Raw genomic sequence first — 17,222 nt, 5'->3', positions numbered from 1 at the left:
CCCTGGACAGCACCTTCGTCAAGGTTGTCGCCTGGTATGACAACGAGTGGGGCTACTCGAACAAGTGCCTGGAGATGGCGCGCGTGGTCGGAGGCTCACTGTGAAAGTCCTGCGCTTTGCCGATGTGGCGAAAAGCGGCTTCGTCGCCAACAAGCGCGTCTTCATCCGCGCCGACCTGAACGTGCCGCAGGACGCTGCAGGCAACATCACCGAAGACACCCGCATCCGCGCCAGCGTGCCCTGCATCCAGATGGCGCTGGACGCCGGTGCCGCGGTGATGGTCACCAGCCACCTGGGTCGGCCCACCGAAGGCGAGTTCAAGCCCGAAGATTCGCTGGCTCCCGTGGCCAAACGCTTGGCCGAACTGCTGGGCCGGGAAGTTCCGCTGGTGGCCAATTGGGTAGATGGCGTCACTGTTGCGCCTGGCCAGCTTGTGCTGCTGGAAAACTGCCGCGTCAACGTTGGCGAGAAAAAGAACAGTGAAGAACTGGCCCGCAAACTCGCCGCGCTGTGCGACATCTTTGTGCACGACGCGTTCGGCACCGCCCACCGCGCCGAAGGCACCACCTACGGCATCGCCCAATACGCCCCCATCGCCTGCGCCGGGCCCCTCTTGTCCGCTGAAATAGACGCCATCAGCAAAGCGCTGGCCAAGCCAAAACGGCCCTTGGTCGCCATCGTCGGCGGTTCCAAAGTCAGCTCCAAACTCAGCATCCTGAAAAGCCTGGCCAACAACGTCGACCAGCTGATGGTGGGCGGCGGCATCGCCAACACCTTCATGCTGGCAGCGGGCTTGAACATCGGCAAAAGCCTGGCCGAACCGGGCCTGATTGGCGAGGCCAGGGCGGTGATCGAGGCCATGAAAGTTCGCGGCGCCGAAGTGCCCATCCCCACCGATGTTGTCACCGCCAAAACCTTCAGTGCCGACGCACCCGCAACCGTCAAGAAAGCCACGGAAGTCGCCGACGACGATCTGATTCTGGACATCGGCCCGGAAACGGCCAAAAAGCTGGCCGAGCAACTCAAGCGGGCGGGCACCATTGTGTGGAACGGCCCGCTGGGCGTGTTTGAGTTTGCCGCGTTTGAAAACGGCACGAAGCAAATCGCCCAAGCCATTGCCGAATCGGGCGCCTTCAGCATCGCCGGCGGTGGCGACACGTTGGCGGCGATTGCCAAGTACGGCATCGGAAGCCAGGTGGGCTACATCTCCACCGGCGGCGGTGCCTTTCTGGAGGTGCTGGAGGGCAAAACACTGCCTGCGTTCGAGATCCTGCAACAGCGGGCCGAGGCGACCTGTCTTTGATTTGCTATTGAAAGCATAGCTGCTTGCGCACTAGCAGTAAGCGCTGAAGCCACTTTTTATTTATAACCCGAGGAGATTTTCATGGCCTTTGTTTCCCTTCGCCAGATGCTGGACCATGCCGCTGAACACGGCTATGGCGTTCCTGCTTTCAACGTCAACAACCTGGAGCAGATCCAGGCCATCATGGAAGCCGCGCAGGCCACCGACAGCCCGGTCATCCTGCAGGCCTCGGCCGGGGCACGCAAATACGCGGGCGAAGCCTACCTGCGCCACATGATGCTGGCGGCGGTGGAGTCCCATCCCGACATTCCCGTGGTACTGCACCAGGACCACGGCACCTCGCCGGCAGTGTGCATCCAATCCATCCGCTCGGGCTTCACCAGCGTGATGATGGACGGCTCCCTCATGGCCGATGGCAAGACCCCCTCCAGCTACGAGTACAACGTCGAGGTCACGCGCCGCGTTGGCGAGATGGCCCACGCTGTGGGCGTGTCGGTCGAGGGTGAACTGGGTTGCCTGGGCAGTCTGGAAACCGGCGAAGCGGGCGAAGAAGATGGCGTCGGCGCCGAAGGCAAGCTCACCCACGACATGATGCTGACCGACCCGGTGCAGGCCAAAGATTTTGTCGCCCAAACCGGTGTGGACGCGCTGGCCATTGCCATCGGCACCAGCCACGGCGCCTACAAATTCACGCGCAAGCCCACCGGCGATATCCTGGCCATCGACCGCATCGCCGCCATTCATGCACAGATTCCCAATACCCACCTGGTGATGCACGGCAGCTCCAGCGTGCCGCAGGAGTGGTTGGAAATCATCCGCCAATATGGCGGTGACATCAAGGAAACCTACGGCGTACCGGTCGAAGAGATTCAGCGCGGCATCAAGAGTGGCGTGCGCAAAGTCAATATCGACACCGACATCCGCTTGGCGATGACCGGCGCCATGCGTCAGGTCTTCGCTGAACAGAAAAGCGAGTTCGATCCACGCAAGGCGTTGCTGGCTGCCAAGAAAGCCGCAAGCGGCATCTGCAGGGCGCGCTTCGAGGCGTTTGGCTGCGCCGGCCAGGCCAGCCGCATCAAGCCGGTCAGCATGGATGTGATGGCGGCGCGCTACGCATGAGGCGAGTGAGTGCCCAGCGCGATGAACAGGTCATTAACGGGTGGCGATACAAATTCGCGGAATGAATCTGTGAGGTGCACCACCAGCCGGGGGGTCTTGTTGCGATGGCGCGCGGCGGCCCACGCAGTGAACCGCCGTGTAGTGCTTATCGGCCAGTAAACGAGCCAGGACCGCCGGAGCGGCGGGGGCCGTTGCTGCTGCGGCCACCCGTGCCACCACCACCAGAGCGGTTGCCCCGGAAGTTGTTGCGGTTGCCCGTGGGTTGGCCGGAAGAGGGGAACCCGGAAGAGGCGTGGCTCGCCGGTTGCTGGTTGTCGAAGTCATTGCGTGGCTCGCTGCTTTGCTGACGCGGCGCTTGTGCATGGGCATTCCTTGGCTGGCCTGAAGGCTGGCCACCCTGTGAATAGCCGGTGTTCTGGCGTGGCTGGGCCGGGCTGCGGCGGCCGGCATTAGCCCCACGGGTATCGCCACCATTGGCGCCACGGCTTTCACCGCCATTGCCACCACCGGCCGGGTTGCGGCCCCGGCCACCGCCGCCATTGGCGCTGCGTGCGCCGCCACGCGCAGGCTGGGCGCCCTTGGTGTCACGGATGCGCGTCATCATTTCGCTGCGCGCGGCCTTGGCGGCTGCCTGCATCACGTCGCGACTGGGCGGCTTGCCCAAGCCGCCCCAGATGGTCTGGCGGCCCATGGCCAGGGGCTCGGCTCTTTCGCCGGGTTCGGCTTCAAAACCAGGCACAACGATCTTCTCGATGTTTTGCTTGGTAAAGCGCTCAATGTCCTGCATGAAGCCTTCTTCGTCCATGCACACCAAGCTCACAGCCTGGCCGCTGTTGCCCGCGCGGCCGGTGCGGCCGATGCGGTGCACATAGTCTTCGCTGACGTTGGGGATTTCATAGTTCACCACGTGTGGCAACTCGTCGATGTCGATGCCGCGTGCGGCAATGTCGGTGGCCACCAGCGCGCGGATGTCGCCGTTCTTGAAGCCTTGCAGGGCCTGCGTGCGTGCGGTCTGGCTCTTGTTGCCGTGCAGCGCCATGGCTTGAATGCCGTTTTTGCTCAGGTGCTCGGCCACATTGTTGGCGCCGAACTTGGTGCGCGTGAACACCAGCACCTGGCTCCAGTTGTGCTCGTTGATGATGTGGGTGAGCAGCGCTTTCTTTTTGCTGCGGCCCACGGGGTGAATGGTTTGCGTGATGCTCTGCACCGTGGTGTTGCGCGGCGTCACCTGGATGGACACCGGATTGCGCAGCAGGCCGTTGGTCAGCTCGCGGATTTCATCGCTGAAGGTGGCGCTGAACAGCAGCGTTTGCTTCTGCTTGGGTACCAGGGCCAGCACTTTCTTGATGTCGTGGATGAAGCCCATGTCCAGCATGCGGTCGGCTTCGTCGAGCACCAGGATTTGCACCTGGCTCAGGTCCAGCGTGCCTTGGCCCGCATGGTCGAGCAGGCGGCCGGGGGTGGCCACCAGAATGTCCACGCCGCGGCGCAGTTTTTCGATTTGCGCGCCCATGCCGACACCGCCAAACATCACCATTGAGGTGAGGTCCAGGTATTTGCCGTAAGTGCGGACGCTTTCTTCAACCTGGGCGGCCAGCTCGCGGGTGGGCGTCATGATGAGTGCGCGCACGGCGTTGACGCCGCGCCGGTTGGTCAGCCGGGGTTCGGTGCTCAGGCGCTGCAGCATGGGCAGCGTGAACGCTGCCGTCTTGCCGGTGCCGGTCTGGGCGCCGCCCAGCAGGTCGCTCCCTGCGAGCACGGCGGGAATGGCCTGTGCCTGGATGGGCGTAGGTGTGTCATAGCCTTGCTCAAGCACGGCTTTAAGAATGGCCGGGGCCAAATTCAATTCTTCAAATGTCATGGTGTGGCGCCCAGGGGGCGCTTTAGATCGGCCTGTTGGGTGCTTTGTGTGAAAGCAACCCGCCAGTCAAAGGCAGATGGAGTCAGAAACTCAGGCTAAAAACACCGTAAGTAACTACTGAAAGCAGTACCCGAGATGTGCCCAAATGTTGAAGGCAACTGGAGCCAGCAACTCAGGTATTGTCGCACGGAACGATAATCAGCGTATTCACGCCAGAAACGCGCCTTGATTTGAGGTGTCGGCCCCCAAGGTACGGTGTGTGGTTTTGGTTTGCGAAGAGACCTGCAAAAATCCTGTGTACAGGCGGCATGCAGTCCGTTTCTTTTGCGTTGTTTTCCCTTTTTATCAAAGTAATCCTGATGGCTCAGTACGTATTCACCATGAACCGGGTCGGCAAAATCGTGCCGCCCAAACGACAGATTCTCAAAGACGTTTCCTTAAGTTTTTTCCCGGGTGCCAAGATTGGCGTGCTGGGCGTGAACGGCTCGGGCAAGTCCACCCTGCTCAAGATCATGGCCGGGCTGGACACCGAGATCGAGGGCGAAGCCACGCCCATGCCCGGTCTGAACATTGGCTACCTGCCGCAGGAACCCAAGCTCAACCCCGAGCACACCGTGCGCGAGAGTATTGAAGAAGGCATGGGGGCGGTGTTTGCCGCCAAGGCCCAACTGGAAGCGGTGTACACCGCCTACGGCGAGCCCGATGCCGACTTCGATGCGCTGGCCACCGAGCAGGCCCGCCTGGAGGCCATCATCGCCACCGCCGGTACCGACTCCGAGCATCAGCTTGAGATTGCGGCCGATGCGCTGCGCCTGCCGCCCTGGGATGCCAAAATTGGGGTGCTTTCAGGCGGTGAAAAACGCCGTGTTGCGCTGTGTCGCTTGCTGCTGTCCAGGCCCGATATGCTGCTGCTTGACGAGCCCACCAACCACCTGGACGCCGAATCGGTCGACTGGCTGGAGCAGTTTTTGCAGCGCTACTCGGGCACCGTGGTGGCCATCACCCATGACCGCTACTTTCTTGACAACGCGGCCGAGTGGATTCTGGAACTCGACCGTGGCTCCGGCATTCCGTACAAAGGCAACTACAGCGACTGGCTGCAACAAAAGCAAGAGCGCCTGGTGCTTGAACATAAGGGCGAAGAAGCCCGCGCCAAGGCCCTGAAGAAAGAGCTGGAGTGGGTTCGCCAGAACCCCAAAGCGCGCCAGGCCAAGAGCAAGTCGCGCATTGCGCGCTTTGAGGAACTGTCCGATTTTGAATACCAGAAGCGTGTGGAAACCAACGAGATTTTCATTCCGGTAGCCGAGCGCCTGGGCAACCAGGTGATCGACTTCAAGGGCGTGAGCAAATCGTTTGGTGATCGCCTGCTGATCGACAACCTGAGCTTCAGCATTCCGGCAGGCGCCATTGTCGGCATCATCGGCCCCAACGGTGCCGGCAAGTCGACGCTGTTCAAGATGATTTCTGGCAAAGAGCAACCAGACAGTGGTGAAGTGGTGATTGGCTCCACCGTCAAGATGGCGTTTGTGGACCAGAACCGCGACGAACTGGCGAATGAAAAAACCGTCTGGGAAGACATCTCGGGCGGTCTCGATATTCTCAACGTTGGCAAGTTCCAGATGCCCAGCCGGGCCTATGCCGGCCGCTTCAACTTCAACGGCGGTGACCAGCAAAAACGTGTCGGCACGCTGTCGGGCGGTGAGCGCGGACGCCTGCACCTGGCCAAGACGCTGATTGCTGGCGGCAATGTGTTGATGCTTGACGAACCGACCAATGACCTCGACGTGGAAACCCTGCGTGCGCTGGAAGACGCGCTGCTCGAATTCGCCGGCTCGGTGCTGGTGATCAGCCATGACCGCTGGTTTCTGGACCGTATCGCCACGCACATTCTTGCTGCCGAAGGCGACAGCCAGTGGACCTTCTTTGACGGCAACTACCAGGAGTACGAAGCCGACAAGAAGAGACGTCTGGGTGAAGAAGGCGCCAAGCCCAAGCGCATGCGCTTCAAGGCCTTGCATTGATTGGTGCCAGTCCAGCCATGACTGACCAGGACGTTTTGAAGCAGACCCGGCAGTGGCTTGAAAAAGCCGTGATCAGTCTGAACCTGTGCCCGTTTGCCAAAGCGGTGTACGTGAAGAACCAGGTGCGCCTGGTGGTGAGTCACGCACGGCACGCCGACGACCTGCTCGATGAGCTCGACCGCGAGCTCGACCTGCTCGTGGCCACGCACGCTGAACAGATAGATACCACGCTGCTGATTCACCCGACGCTGTTTGACGATTTCCTCGACTTCAATGATTTCCTGGAAATTGCCGAAGGCGTGGTGAACGAGCACGGCCTGGAAGGCGTGCTGCAGGTGGCCAGCTTTCACCCGAAGTTCCAGTTTGACGGCACCGAGCCGGACGACATCAGCAATTACACCAACCGCGCGCCGTTTGCCATATTGCATTTGCTGCGCGAGGAAAGTATTCAGCGTGCAGTGGAGGCTTTTCCCGAAGCCGAGGCCATCTTTGAAGAGAACATCAAGACGCTGGAGAAGCTGGGGCACGAAGGCTGGAAGGCGCTGGGGCTGTAAGCTGAGACGGCAAGGCGGCGTTCAGCGATCCGTCATGTCAGAGCGGGTCATCCTGGGTAAATCAAGATTTGCCGTTCGACGTAACCGGACTGCCGTAGACAGGGGTTGGGCAGGTTCATGCCAGTGAGCGAAATACAGCGGACAGAACTCCAGAACGGTCTTTATGTCGTAGCCTATGTTCACGGAGTGAGAAAATTCATTCGTTTTCACCCAATGCGACATCCGCGCGACATGGGAGCGCCTGGAGTGGGATAGAAAAATTTCTGAATACATTGAACACAGCGGGAATAAACGGGCCGACCATTGCGTCTATTGCAGTGTCTCCTCAACTTTCATTAACCCTTTCAAGGAAGAATCTTATGAAAACCCGTTTGATTTCAACACTGGCCCTTTCTCTTGTCGCTGTGGTTTCGACCTTCGCCCAGGCTGACATGGCGGTTAAAGGCCAGGGCGGCATGCTGGTTAACACTGCAGGCATGACGATCTACACTTTTGACAAGGATGTTGCAGGCAGCGGCAAGAGCACCTGCAATGGCCCTTGCGCTACCTTGTGGCCTGCCATCATGGCAGCGGCTGATGCCAAGCCTGAAGGTGACATGACGATCGTGACGCGCGACGATGGCGCCAAACAGTGGGCTTACAAAGGCAAGCCGGTATATCTTTATTCTGCCGATACCAAGCCCGGCGACAAGACGGGCGACAACTTTAAAGACGTGTGGCACGTCATCAAGCCGTAAAACTGCACTGCTGTACGCTTGTCTCATATCTGACCCATGCTCGCCCAGGACGAAGCCGATATCGTGGCCTGCATTCCCAGCCTGCGTCGTTACGCGCGCGGGCTGACTGCGGACCGCGATCGCGCTGACGACCTGGTGCAGGACACGCTTGAGCGCGCATGGGCCCGGTTCTCGATGTGGCAAAAGCGCGGCGAGATCCGGGCCTGGATGTTTGGCATCATGCACAACGCATTTGTCGACCGCATACGGGCTCAGCGCTCGCGCCCTGAAGACAGCGCGGGCGACGATGTGCCGGAGTTGCCCGAGCGCGCCACGCAGGCCGACCGGCTTGAGGTGGGCGACCTGGATCGTCTGTTGCAGCGCTTGCCGCACGAGCAGCGGGAGGTGTTGCTTTTGGTGGGCGTTGAAGAACTCAGCTACCAGGAGGTCGCCAGTGCACTCGGCGTGCCTGTGGGTACGGTGATGTCTCGCCTTTCACGGGCGCGCGAGCGGTTGCGCGCTGAAATGGAGGGACGCGAAGTGGTCAGCAAGATCCAGCGCATCAAATAACTTATGGACGATATCAAACTCACTGCCTCAAGCGGCGCGGCGCCCATCACCGAAGCCGATCTGCATGCGTATGTGGATCAGCAGTTGACAGCGGCACGTCGCGCTGACGTCGAGCAATTTCTGGCAAGCCGCCCCGACGAGCGCCAGCGTGTGCTGGAGTGGCAACGTCAAAACGAGCTGCTTCGTGAGTGGCTTGATCCCGTGGTGCGGGAGCCGCTGCCCCTTCGCTTGCCCTTGAGGCCGGAGGCCACTGCATGGCCTTGGCGCGGTGTGGCGGCGGGTATTGCCCTTGCCGTGGTCAGCGCCAGCTCGGCCTGGTTTGTTCGCGGCGCGGTGGACAGCGACGCCGCACGGCTTGCCGCTGTAAATTCCGACTCACAAGTCACCGTCAAATCGGGCAATTTGCCGGGTTTTGCACAGCGCGCCGCAGTTGCACATGTGGTTTACAGCCCTGATGCCCGCCGTCCGGTAGAGCTGGGTGCAGACCAGGAGCAGGCACTGGTCACCTGGCTGAGCAAACGGCTAGGCACGCCGGTGCACCCGCCCGCCCTGAATGCCATTGGCTACGAACTGGTGGGTGGCCGCCTGTTGCCAGGCGACAAGGGACCGGTGGCACAGTTCATGTACACCACGGCCAGCGGCCAGCGGCTGACTTTGTATGTCACACGCGAAGCCGCCGGCCTGGAAACTGCCTTCAAGTTCGGGCAGGACGGTTCGGTCAACGTTTTTTACTGGGTGGACAAAAACTTTGGCTATGCCCTGTCGGGCGGCGCCGACCGCAAGGAATTGGCGCGCGTTTCACAGGAGATCTACCGGCAGCTTGAGCCGGCGTCATAGCCATATCCTCCGGCCCAGGCTACAGCCGTTGCAGTTTATTGCGCACCAGCTGGAGGTTGTTGCGCAGAGCATAAAGTTCGTCGGCATACGACAGCGGTACGCTGATCTTTTCGGCGCGGCTTTTCAGCTGGTTCAGCTCAACCAGCCGGCGCTGCCGTGGATCTCGTTGCCGGCCAGCGCAAACAGTTGCAGCAGCGCGGGCTGCGTGCTGGTGCATGTATTCCATCACGTCACTTTTGTGCGCAGATATTCCAGCAGGTCGTTTAGCGTGCGCAATCTGGCGTAATCGGACTCCGGAATATCGACCTTGAGTTTGTGATGCAAGCCGATGAGAAAGTTGAGCCAGTCCATCGAGTCCAGGTCAACCTGGTTGCGCAGCGGCTGATCGGCAACAAGATCATTTTCTTCCACCTCCGGTGCGATGGACTTGAGTGTGGAGACCACAGCGGCCAGGAGTTCTTGTTGTTTCATCGTCCGTTCGTCCATCAGAGTTGTTCAGGGCGCTGCAGTTGCTCGCGGACTTCAGCGAGGAACAGCGCTCCGTAATGGCCGTCGGAGACCCGGTGGTCGGCGGAAAGGCTCGCCGTCATGGCCGGCATGGCGCCCAGTGCGCCGTCTGTCACCCACGGCATGTCGTGAATTCTGCCGAAACCGACCAATGCGACCTGCGGCGGATAAATCACGCCGTAGACGGTGTCAACGCCCTGTTCGCCCAGATTGGTCACCGTCACGGTCGGGTCCGACATTTCGGAGCTGCGCAGCGATCCGGCGCGAGCCCGCCTGACGAGGTCGGTGAGATCGCGCATGAGTTGATCCAGCGATTTCTCTCCGACCTCATGGATCGCCGGTGCGATGAGTCCTCCCTGCCGCAATGAAATTGCCACACCGATATGGACGGCCTGGGAAGGCTGACGGACACCGTTCAGGTAGAAACCATTCATATCCGGGTACTTTTTTAGCGCCATGGCCACCGCCTTGAGTTGAAGCGTGGCCATCAACAGGCGCTCGGTGATACTGCGTTTCTCGTTGCTTGCCGCCAGCCACTCCTGTGCTTTGCGCATCGGCACGGTCTCGCTCAAATAGTAGTGCGGGATCTCTCTCTTGGAGCGACTCATGGCGGCCGCGATGGCCTTGCGCATCTCGGCCTGCTTGCCAGTCGCTGCAGCCGCCTGCGCTTGTGTTGGCAATTCGACGGCTTTTTGTACATCCTGCAAAGTCACAGCGCCGCCAGGGCCTGTGCCGACCACGGCCTCGATGTTGATGCCATGCTCCTGGGCATGCTTGCGTGCCGCCGGCGATACCTTGCGCCGCACCGATGGTGCGATGAGTGCAGGGGAAAGATCAGTGGGGGGGGCGACGGCAAGCGCAGGGGTGGAGGTGACGGAAACATCGGGTGCTTTGCCTGTCCGCGCTGCCTGTTCTGTTGGTTTCACGGTTTCCGGGGTCTCGCCGGCTTCCAGCAGTGTGGCGAGCACGGTGCCGACCGCTACGGTTTCTCCGGGCTGCACCAGAAGCTCGAACACGACGCCTTCCTGCCAGCTTTCCACGTCGACCGCTGCTTTCGAAGTATCCACCACGGCGACGACCTGGCCGCGCTTGACGGCGTCCCCGGGCCGTATATTCCATTGCAGCAGCGTGCCCTTGTCCATGTCAGCGCCGAGAGATGGCAACTTGAACTCGATCATCCTAGATTCCTCAGTTGGACGCGCCCGAGTGGGCCGCTGGCGTCGTAGCCGGGTAGGCGAGACAACGCTGCAGGCTACTGCCTGCGAGGCGGAGCAACGACCCCGGGCGCGTTGCCAGTGGTTCAATCGGGCGCGTAGCGCTCTCACCCAAACGGCGAACTGCGTCGAAGTTAAAAAAGTCAATACTCATAAGAACTTATTGAAAAATCAAAGCGGTCAACTGAGGAATCTAGGATCAGGTTTTCCCCATCAGTTGTTTCGCGGCCGCGGCAATGGTGTGTGCTTGCGGCAGCACTGCTTCTTCCATATGCCGGGCATAGGGAATAGGCACCTCTGCGCTGCAGACGCGGGCCAGCGGCGCATCGAGATCGTAAAAGGCGTTCTCCATGATGCGTGCCATGATTTCCGCCGACAGGCTGCCGGTTTTCCAGCCCTCATCGACGACGACCGCACGGTGTGTTTTGCGGACGGAGGCGACTATGGTTTCCGTATCCAGTGGCCGCAAGACTCTCAGATCGACTACCTCGGCATCAATGCCTTCTGCCGCAAGTTGTTCCGCGGCCTGGAGCGTTTTTGGCAGGCTACCGCCATACGTGACAAGGCTCACATCGGCACCTTTGCGGCGCACCGCGGCTGAGCGGATGTCGCAGGCCTGAGGGTCGATATCGGCCTCCATGTTGTACAACTGCGCATGTTCGAAAATGATGACCGGATCGGGGTCCGCCAGCGCGGGGGCCAGCATTCCATACGCATCGGCGACCGTTGCCGGTGCGAGCACCTTGATGCCGGGAATATGCGCGTACCATCCCTCCAGGCTGTGCGAGTGTTGCGCGGCCAGCTGGCGGCCGGCGCCGGTGGCCATTCTGATCACGATCGGCACATTGAACTGGCCGCCCGACATATGGCGCAGCGCTGCAGCGGTGTTCACGATCTGATCGAGCGCCAACAGGCTGAAGTTGATGGTCATGATTTCCACGATCGGACGCATGCCCCCCAAAGCCGCGCCTATACCGGCACCGACGAATCCCAACTCGGAAAGCGGGGTGTCCCGGATCCGCTCGGGACCGAATTCTTCCATGAAGCCTTTTGAGACAGCATAGGAGCCGCCGTATTTGCCGACATCTTCGCCCATCAGGAATACGCGCGGGTCCGCCATCAGCGCTTCGCGCAGGGCCTGGCGCAACGCTTCCCGGTAACTCATCTTCATGGCCGCGCCTCCGGAGAATAAACATCCCGGGTCAGCGCTTCAACCGGCTCCCATTCCGACGCTGCGGCGAAGGCGACCGCTGCCTGCACTTCCTGATTGACCTTCGCGTCGATGGCAAGGAATTCCGTCTCGGTCAGCTTGTTCTCTGCCTTCAGCCGGGCAGAAAAGGTGTGGATCGGTCCGCGTTTTTTCCAGGCTTCGATTTCGGCCTTGTCCCGATAAAGATCCGGATCGAACATCGAGTGCGGACGGAATCGGTAGGTCTGGAATTCGACAAAGAAAGGCCCCTTGCCGGACCGTACCTGTTGCGCGGCCAGCCGGGTTGTTTCGTGAACCGCTACGACGTCCATGCCGTCGGTCCTGGTGGCGGGCATGTTGTAACTGGCGGCCTTGATGCACAGATCAGTCTGCGACTCGGAACGCGCCAACGCCGTACCCATCGCGTAGAGATTGTTCTCGCAAAGAAAAAGCACCGGCAGTTGCCACAATGCGGCCAGGTTCATCGATTCATGGAAGGCACCCTCTGCAACAGCACCCTCGCCGAAGAAGCAGGCATTCACGCGCGAAATGTTCTGCATCTTGTCTGCCAGTGCCAGGCCCACGGCGAGCGGCAGCCCACCACCAACAATCGCATTACCGCCAAAGAAGTGCTTGCTGCGATCGAAGATATGCATGGAGCCACCGCGTCCGCGCGAACAGCCATCCTGCTTGCCGAACATCTCAGCCATGATGGCGTTCATGGACACGCCGCGCACCAGGGCGTGGCCGTGTTCGCGGTAGGTGGCAACAATGTTGTCCTCAGGAGAGAGCGCACGCAGCGCCCCGGCTGCGATGGCCTCTTCGCCGATAGACAGGTGCAGGAAACCGCGAATTTTTTCGGCGCCGTAAAGCTCCGCCGCTTTTTCCTCCATCCGGCGTATGCGCAGCATGTCGGTCAGCAGAGATAAGGACATGGATTTGTCGTAGGGCACGCTCATGTCGGCTGCTCCCGCAGAAGCGGACGGCTGTCGATTTTGGTGTACCAGTGTCGCCTTCTCATGACTGGCCCTCCAGCGTCGAGGTGTCGCCTTCCGGCAGGCCCAGTTCGCGCGCTTTCAATAGCCTGCGCATGATTTTCCCGCTTCTCGTCCTGGGCAGAGTGGGGAGGAAATCGATTTCCTTCGGAGCCACGGCGGCACCCAGGCGCTTGCGCGCATGGCCCAGCAATTCCATGCGCAGGGACTCCGATGCCTGATAACCGGTTTTCAACGAGACGAATGCCTTGACCACTTCACCTGCTGTTTCGTCGGGCTTGCCGATGACGCCTGCTTCGGCTACCGCCGGATGTTCCATCAGGACACTCTCGACTTCGAACGGACCGATCAGGTGGCCAGACGACTTGATCACGTCATCCGTACGCCCGATGAACCAGAGATAGCCTTCTTCGTCGCGCGTGGCCAAATCGCCTGTCAGATACAAATCGCCGGCGAAGCATTTCCGGTAGCGCTCCTCGTTGTTCAGATAGCCGCGAAACATCGACGGCCAGCCGCGCTTCAATGCCAGCTCGCCCTTGGTATCCGACTCCTCAATGATGTGAACGGTTCCGTGTTCATCCCGGGAGACGATGAAGGCGTCTATGCCGGGCAGTGGCCGCCCCATCGATCCGGGTTTGATGTCAAATGCCGGCGTGTTGGCGATCATGATTCCCCCGGTCTCGGTTTGCCACCAGTTATCGTGGATGGGCAACCCCAGGACTTCCTTGCCCCACCAGACCGCTTCCGGGTTGAGCGGTTCGCCGACGCTGGCGATGAAGCGAAGCTTGGGAAATGAATATTTTTTGGCCATCTCCTCGCCGGCTTTCATCAGCATTCTGATGGCTGTCGGCGCGGTATACCAAACGGTGACCTGCCGCTCCTGGAGGATGCGATACCACCGTTCGGCATCAAAATCGGCTTCGTCCACGATCGATGTCACGCCGTGCAGCAGCGGCGCGATGATGCCGTATGAGGTGCCCGTCACCCATCCCGGATCAGCAGTACACCAGTAAATGTCGTCCGGATGCAGGTCGAGTGCAAACTTGCCGGTAGCCCAGTGTGTTGCCACCGCACCATGTACATGGACTGCACCCTTCGGCGTCCCGGTGGTGCCGCTGGTGAAATGCAGCAGGGCCATATCCTCGGCTTGTGTCGCTACGGTCTCGAATTCGTCTGACGACTCTGCCATCAGACGGCTCAAGTCCAGTGTGCCGGGAATGTCGGCGGATGGGTTGCCGTGTTCCGACACCAGCAGCACATGCTGCAGGTTTGGCAGCCTGTCGCGGATATTTTCCACTTTTCGGCGATAGAGTTGTTCGGTCGTGACGAGTACCCTGGCTTCCCCCAGGCTCAGGCGCGTGGCAATCGGCTCCGGGCCAAAGGCGGAAAAAAGCGGACAGGCCACTGTGCCGTTTTTCAGGCTGCCCAGGACCGAAATGTACAGCTCGGGAATGCGGCCCAGGAGAACGAATAGCCGATCGCCCTTGCCGATACCGAGGGTTTTAAGAAGATTGGCAAAGCGGTTGGTGAGGACTGAGAGTTCGTGGTACGTGACGGCACGATCAGGCCCGGCACCCAGAAATCGAAACGCAACACGGTCCCGATAGGCACCTTGTGCATGGCGCTCTATGGCTTCAAAGGCAATGTTGATGCCTCCACCCGGCAGGCCTGTCAGCTCTTGTTGTACTTTTTCCCACGAGAATTCGGCACGGACTTTGCCATAGTCCGCCCAGTTCGGCGGCACGTGAAAATCGGAGGCAGTTTTGCGGATGATAGAAGCGCGAGCCATGGCGTCCCTTTCTCTTCTTCTGCAGGTCAGAAGAGCATTTTCATGCGCTCCGGGAGGTAGGCTATTGATCTGTATCAGTTAGTACCAGCGTGAAGGAGGTCGGGGAAGGGAAATACTCGAGTCAAAAATCCCAAGCAGTCATTGAGAAACCAGGCAAAAGAAGTTTGAGTGCGTCAGCGCTGCTTTTTCAAATCGAGTTTTTCAACAGACAAGGCCGAAAACAGGCCTTCGAAAGAAGCCGCTAATGCTTTTGCAGTTTCTTTCGAACCAACTGAATGTTGTTGCGCAGTGCATAAAGTTCGTCGGTATACGACAGCGGCACGCTGATCTTTTCGGCGCGGCTTTCCATCTCGTTGAGTTCATCGAGCAGCGGGCCGGTGTCTTGGGTTTCCTCGGCCCGGTTTTCAATGTTCCGCAACTGGCCGTACCACCTGAAAATGCGTGAGCGCACGCGAAACTCATAGAGCGGCGGCACGATGCGTGACAGCGGCAGCAGCACCGCGATGATGATGCCCATCGCCAGCCACATGCGCTCGACCATGTTGGCCACCCAGAAGGGCAGGTAGCGCTGCAGCAGGGGCGGGCCGGTCTGAATGCTGCGCTCGGCTTCTTTGGCGACGGGCAGCTCGTTGTTTTTGACATTGGGGTATTCGCGGGCCCGCTTGAACCAGCCGGCGCTGCCGTGGATCTCGTTGCCGGCCAGGGCAAACAGTTCCAGCAGCGCCGGGTGCGTGCTGGTGCGTGTAAGCAGTGTGGTGGTGGGCGCGACCAGGTGAACGTCTTGCGGTGGAATGTTGGCGGCCAGATCAACCACGCCACGCGGCAGCACGGCCGGACTTAAAAACGCAAAACGCCGCGAGTAGGCTTCGCTTTGCGCAAAATCCATGAGCTTGACACCCGGTGTTTGCAGCAGCATCTGCACCATCAGCGACTCGGGGGCCGAGGCAAACACGATGGCGTCCAGCTCGCCTGCCAGAAAGGCGACTGTGGCGGGCGTCTGCTCAAGCTGGGAAATTTTCAGCGCGCTGCTTTCAATGTGGTTGCTTTCCAGCAATTTGTTCATCAGGTTGGGCACACCGCTGCCGGGCGTGCCGACGTTGACGCGCAAGCCTTGCAACTGCGTCAGCGAGCTCAAGGTGGCTTCTGCGGTGGCGCTTGCTGCTGTGACCTTGCGTGCAGCCTCCTCACGGTAAAACAGCCACACCGGTTCCAGAAAAAGGCTGCCCAGCGATTCGAGCTGGTCGTTGCTGGCTGTGCCTGCTTCACTGGTGCCGCCCTGCACAAATCCGAGATCGGCTTTGCCGTCGCGCAGCAGCTGCAAATTGGCGGCCGACCCTTCAGAGGGCAGCAAGACGACCTCGATGCCGTCTTTCGCAAGAATGCGCGCGTAGCGCTTGCCGAATTCTTCATACGCGCTTTGCGCCGGGCCGGTGGCCAGCACCACCCGCTTGGGCGGGTTCGGGTCCAGCCACCAGTAGGCCAGTACCAGCAACGTGACGGCCAGCACAATGAAGGGGCCAACAGAGACGGCCAGATCGCGCAGCGACAGCAGGGTATAGCGCATGGTTTTTGGCATGGCTTAACCATAGCACGCGCCAGCCGCCACGGCGGTGGTAAAAGCTTTTCTAGTGATAAAAATAGACTGCAGCCCAATAGCTGCGGGCGCAAGCAGCTATGCTAATAATAGCAATCTCGGCGCAGATCGCGCGCAGTGCGCCGAGCGGCTTGGGGGCTTATTTGCTGGGTTCGATCGAAAGAACGGTCAAGGTGTCGTTGACCAGGTCTGCGGTAAAGCGGACCTTGTCGCCCGCCTTGACCTTGCCGAGCAGTGCCGGGTCTTTGGCTTTAAACACCATGCTCATGGGTGGCATGCCGAGGTTTTTGATCTCGCCATGCTTGAGGGTGATCTTGCCGGCGTCTTTGTCGATCTTTCGGACTTCGCCTTCAGTCTGAGGCAAAGGGGCCTGCGCAAAAGCCGAAAAAATGCTGGAGGCCAACAGGGCGGTGAGTGCGGTTGTAAAGCGTTTCATGGGAGATTTTTCAGGTGCTTTTTAAGTGCCGTTATAGCTTTGATAAACACGGGTACCGCCAGCAGCACTGATCAGCAGCACGTCGTACGGGTCTTTGCGCCCGCCATAGTCAGGCCCATCCATTCCCGGTGAGCCGGTCGGCATGCCCGGCACGGCCAGGCCGATGGCCATTGGCCGTTCTTTTAAAAGGCGGTGAATTTCGCGGGCAGGAACATGTCCTTCGAGGGCATAGCCGCCCAGCCAGCTTTGCACGCACATCAATCAACTTGTGTTGTGCCCGCTCGCGCGCTTCATCGCAATACGCCCCATCTTCCAATTTGAGCAGTTGCGAAATCTCGTCCAGGCTAAAATCCAGTCGCTGGGCTGACTTGATGAAACGCACTCGCCCCAGATCAGCCGCGCCATAGCGGCGCACGCTGCCCAGTGGCCGATTGGGCTCGTGCATCAAGCCTTTGCGCTGGTAAAAACGTATGGTTTCCACATTGATCTGCGCCTCATACTACTTTGCATTCAAAGA

General features: G+C 60.1%; 15 protein-coding genes and 2 pseudogenes. 7 read left to right on the top strand and 10 right to left on the bottom strand.

Features of this window, described 5'->3' with window-relative positions; all coding sequences use genetic code 11:
* Positions 1 to 100 precede the first annotated feature (100 nt).
* Together B3F77_RS02115 and fba are read left to right on the top strand one after the other, a co-directional pair.
* The gene (locus B3F77_RS02115; protein WP_293603354.1) at positions 101 to 1,303 is read left to right on the top strand and encodes a phosphoglycerate kinase; all 1,203 of its coding nucleotides are present in this window, start codon (positions 101 to 103) and stop codon (positions 1,301 to 1,303) included.
* 81 nt (positions 1,304 to 1,384) lie between these two features.
* Positions 1,385 to 2,422, top strand: coding sequence for a class II fructose-bisphosphate aldolase (fba, locus tag B3F77_RS02110; RefSeq protein WP_293603353.1), 1,038 nt, complete (start codon positions 1,385 to 1,387; stop codon positions 2,420 to 2,422).
* 145 nt (positions 2,423 to 2,567) lie between these two features.
* Here the strand turns inward: fba and B3F77_RS02105 are convergent, their stop codons facing one another.
* A complete protein-coding gene (locus tag B3F77_RS02105) occupies positions 2,568 to 4,283 on the bottom strand; it encodes a DEAD/DEAH box helicase (protein WP_293603352.1) in 1,716 nt (571 codons plus the stop codon).
* Positions 4,284 to 4,642: 359 nt separating this feature from the next.
* On the opposite strand from B3F77_RS02105, the gene ettA reads away from it, so the two are divergent.
* The 5 genes from ettA (at position 4,643) to B3F77_RS02080 (ending at position 8,981) form a co-directional block, all read left to right on the top strand.
* Positions 4,643 to 6,304 carry an energy-dependent translational throttle protein EttA gene (gene ettA, locus B3F77_RS02100; protein ID WP_293603351.1) on the top strand — a complete coding sequence of 554 codons (1,662 nt, stop codon included), beginning with the start codon at positions 4,643 to 4,645 and terminating at the stop codon, positions 6,302 to 6,304.
* Between the two features lie 17 nt (positions 6,305 to 6,321).
* Entirely contained in the window at positions 6,322 to 6,858 is a 537-nt protein-coding gene (locus B3F77_RS02095) for a DUF1415 domain-containing protein (RefSeq protein ID WP_293603350.1), read from the top strand.
* 359 nt (positions 6,859 to 7,217) lie between these two features.
* Positions 7,218 to 7,595, top strand: a complete 378-nt coding sequence (locus B3F77_RS02090; protein ID WP_293603349.1) for a hypothetical protein — start codon at positions 7,218 to 7,220, stop codon at positions 7,593 to 7,595.
* A 36-nt stretch (positions 7,596 to 7,631) separates the two neighbouring features.
* On the top strand, positions 7,632 to 8,144 hold the full coding sequence (locus B3F77_RS02085; protein ID WP_293603348.1) for an RNA polymerase sigma factor: 513 nt from the start codon (positions 7,632 to 7,634) through the stop codon (positions 8,142 to 8,144).
* Positions 8,145 to 8,147: 3 nt separating this feature from the next.
* Positions 8,148 to 8,981 carry an anti-sigma factor family protein gene (locus B3F77_RS02080; protein WP_293603347.1) on the top strand — a complete coding sequence of 278 codons (834 nt, stop codon included), beginning with the start codon at positions 8,148 to 8,150 and terminating at the stop codon, positions 8,979 to 8,981.
* Positions 8,982 to 9,206: 225 nt separating this feature from the next.
* Here the strand turns inward: B3F77_RS02080 and B3F77_RS02075 are convergent, their stop codons facing one another.
* From B3F77_RS02075 to B3F77_RS02035, 9 genes and pseudogenes are all read right to left on the bottom strand, one after another.
* The gene (locus B3F77_RS02075) at positions 9,207 to 9,452 is read right to left on the bottom strand and encodes an acyl carrier protein (RefSeq protein ID WP_293603346.1); all 246 of its coding nucleotides are present in this window, start codon (positions 9,450 to 9,452) and stop codon (positions 9,207 to 9,209) included.
* A 14-nt stretch (positions 9,453 to 9,466) separates the two neighbouring features.
* Complete coding sequence (locus B3F77_RS02070) at positions 9,467 to 10,666, bottom strand: dihydrolipoamide acetyltransferase family protein (protein ID WP_293603345.1); 1,200 nt, start codon at positions 10,664 to 10,666, stop codon at positions 9,467 to 9,469.
* A gap of 235 nt (positions 10,667 to 10,901) precedes the next feature.
* Positions 10,902 to 11,873 carry an alpha-ketoacid dehydrogenase subunit beta gene (locus B3F77_RS02065; protein WP_349678364.1) on the bottom strand — a complete coding sequence of 324 codons (972 nt, stop codon included), beginning with the start codon at positions 11,871 to 11,873 and terminating at the stop codon, positions 10,902 to 10,904.
* A complete protein-coding gene (gene pdhA / locus B3F77_RS02060; protein WP_293603344.1) occupies positions 11,870 to 12,850 on the bottom strand; it encodes a pyruvate dehydrogenase (acetyl-transferring) E1 component subunit alpha in 981 nt (326 codons plus the stop codon). Before pdhA ends, B3F77_RS02065 begins: the two co-directional genes overlap by 4 nt.
* Positions 12,851 to 12,908: 58 nt before the next feature.
* Positions 12,909 to 14,675: an acetate--CoA ligase gene (gene acsA, locus B3F77_RS02055; RefSeq protein WP_293603343.1), complete on the bottom strand. Its 1,767-nt coding sequence runs from the start codon at positions 14,673 to 14,675 to the stop codon at positions 12,909 to 12,911.
* Positions 14,676 to 14,916: 241 nt separating this feature from the next.
* The gene (locus tag B3F77_RS02050) at positions 14,917 to 16,251 is read right to left on the bottom strand and encodes a TAXI family TRAP transporter solute-binding subunit (protein ID WP_293603342.1); all 1,335 of its coding nucleotides are present in this window, start codon (positions 16,249 to 16,251) and stop codon (positions 14,917 to 14,919) included.
* A 157-nt stretch (positions 16,252 to 16,408) separates the two neighbouring features.
* Positions 16,409 to 16,705, bottom strand: coding sequence for a copper-binding protein (locus B3F77_RS02045; protein WP_293603341.1), 297 nt, complete (start codon positions 16,703 to 16,705; stop codon positions 16,409 to 16,411).
* Between the two features lie 21 nt (positions 16,706 to 16,726).
* A pseudogene (locus B3F77_RS02040) lies at positions 16,727 to 16,945 on the bottom strand (DUF411 domain-containing protein); the annotation flags it as partial.
* Positions 16,944 to 17,192 (bottom strand): annotated as a pseudogene (locus B3F77_RS02035) (MerR family DNA-binding protein); the annotation flags it as partial. The pseudogenes B3F77_RS02040 and B3F77_RS02035, both read right to left, overlap by 2 nt.
* Positions 17,193 to 17,222 lie beyond the last annotated feature (30 nt).

The sequence above is a fragment of the Polaromonas sp. UBA4122 genome (genome assembly GCA_002381615.1).
In the GTDB taxonomy this organism is placed as follows: Bacteria; Pseudomonadota; Gammaproteobacteria; order Burkholderiales; family Burkholderiaceae_C; genus Polaromonas.
The sequence above is the reverse complement of the archived record's forward strand: the minus strand, read 5'-3'. Positions and strand labels throughout refer to the sequence as shown.

Coding starts and splice junctions, on each gene's coding strand:
- B3F77_RS02070 (WP_293603345.1), bottom strand. CDS start 10,666: ATGATCGAGTTCAAGTTGCCATCTCTCGGCGCTGACATGGACAAGGGC.
- B3F77_RS02080 (WP_293603347.1), top strand. CDS start 8,148: ATGGACGATATCAAACTCACTGCCTCAAGCGGCGCGGCGCCCATCACC.
- acsA (WP_293603343.1), bottom strand. CDS start 14,675: ATGGCTCGCGCTTCTATCATCCGCAAAACTGCCTCCGATTTTCACGTG.
- ettA (WP_293603351.1), top strand. CDS start 4,643: ATGGCTCAGTACGTATTCACCATGAACCGGGTCGGCAAAATCGTGCCG.
- fba (WP_293603353.1), top strand. CDS start 1,385: ATGGCCTTTGTTTCCCTTCGCCAGATGCTGGACCATGCCGCTGAACAC.
- B3F77_RS02085 (WP_293603348.1), top strand. CDS start 7,632: ATGCTCGCCCAGGACGAAGCCGATATCGTGGCCTGCATTCCCAGCCTG.
- B3F77_RS02050 (WP_293603342.1), bottom strand. CDS start 16,251: ATGCCAAAAACCATGCGCTATACCCTGCTGTCGCTGCGCGATCTGGCC.
- B3F77_RS02090 (WP_293603349.1), top strand. CDS start 7,218: ATGAAAACCCGTTTGATTTCAACACTGGCCCTTTCTCTTGTCGCTGTG.
- pdhA (WP_293603344.1), bottom strand. CDS start 12,850: ATGAGCGTGCCCTACGACAAATCCATGTCCTTATCTCTGCTGACCGAC.
- B3F77_RS02095 (WP_293603350.1), top strand. CDS start 6,322: ATGACTGACCAGGACGTTTTGAAGCAGACCCGGCAGTGGCTTGAAAAA.
- B3F77_RS02065 (WP_349678364.1), bottom strand. CDS start 11,873: ATGAAGATGAGTTACCGGGAAGCGTTGCGCCAGGCCCTGCGCGAAGCG.
- B3F77_RS02075 (WP_293603346.1), bottom strand. CDS start 9,452: ATGAAACAACAAGAACTCCTGGCCGCTGTGGTCTCCACACTCAAGTCC.
- B3F77_RS02105 (WP_293603352.1), bottom strand. CDS start 4,283: ATGACATTTGAAGAATTGAATTTGGCCCCGGCCATTCTTAAAGCCGTG.
- B3F77_RS02045 (WP_293603341.1), bottom strand. CDS start 16,705: ATGAAACGCTTTACAACCGCACTCACCGCCCTGTTGGCCTCCAGCATT.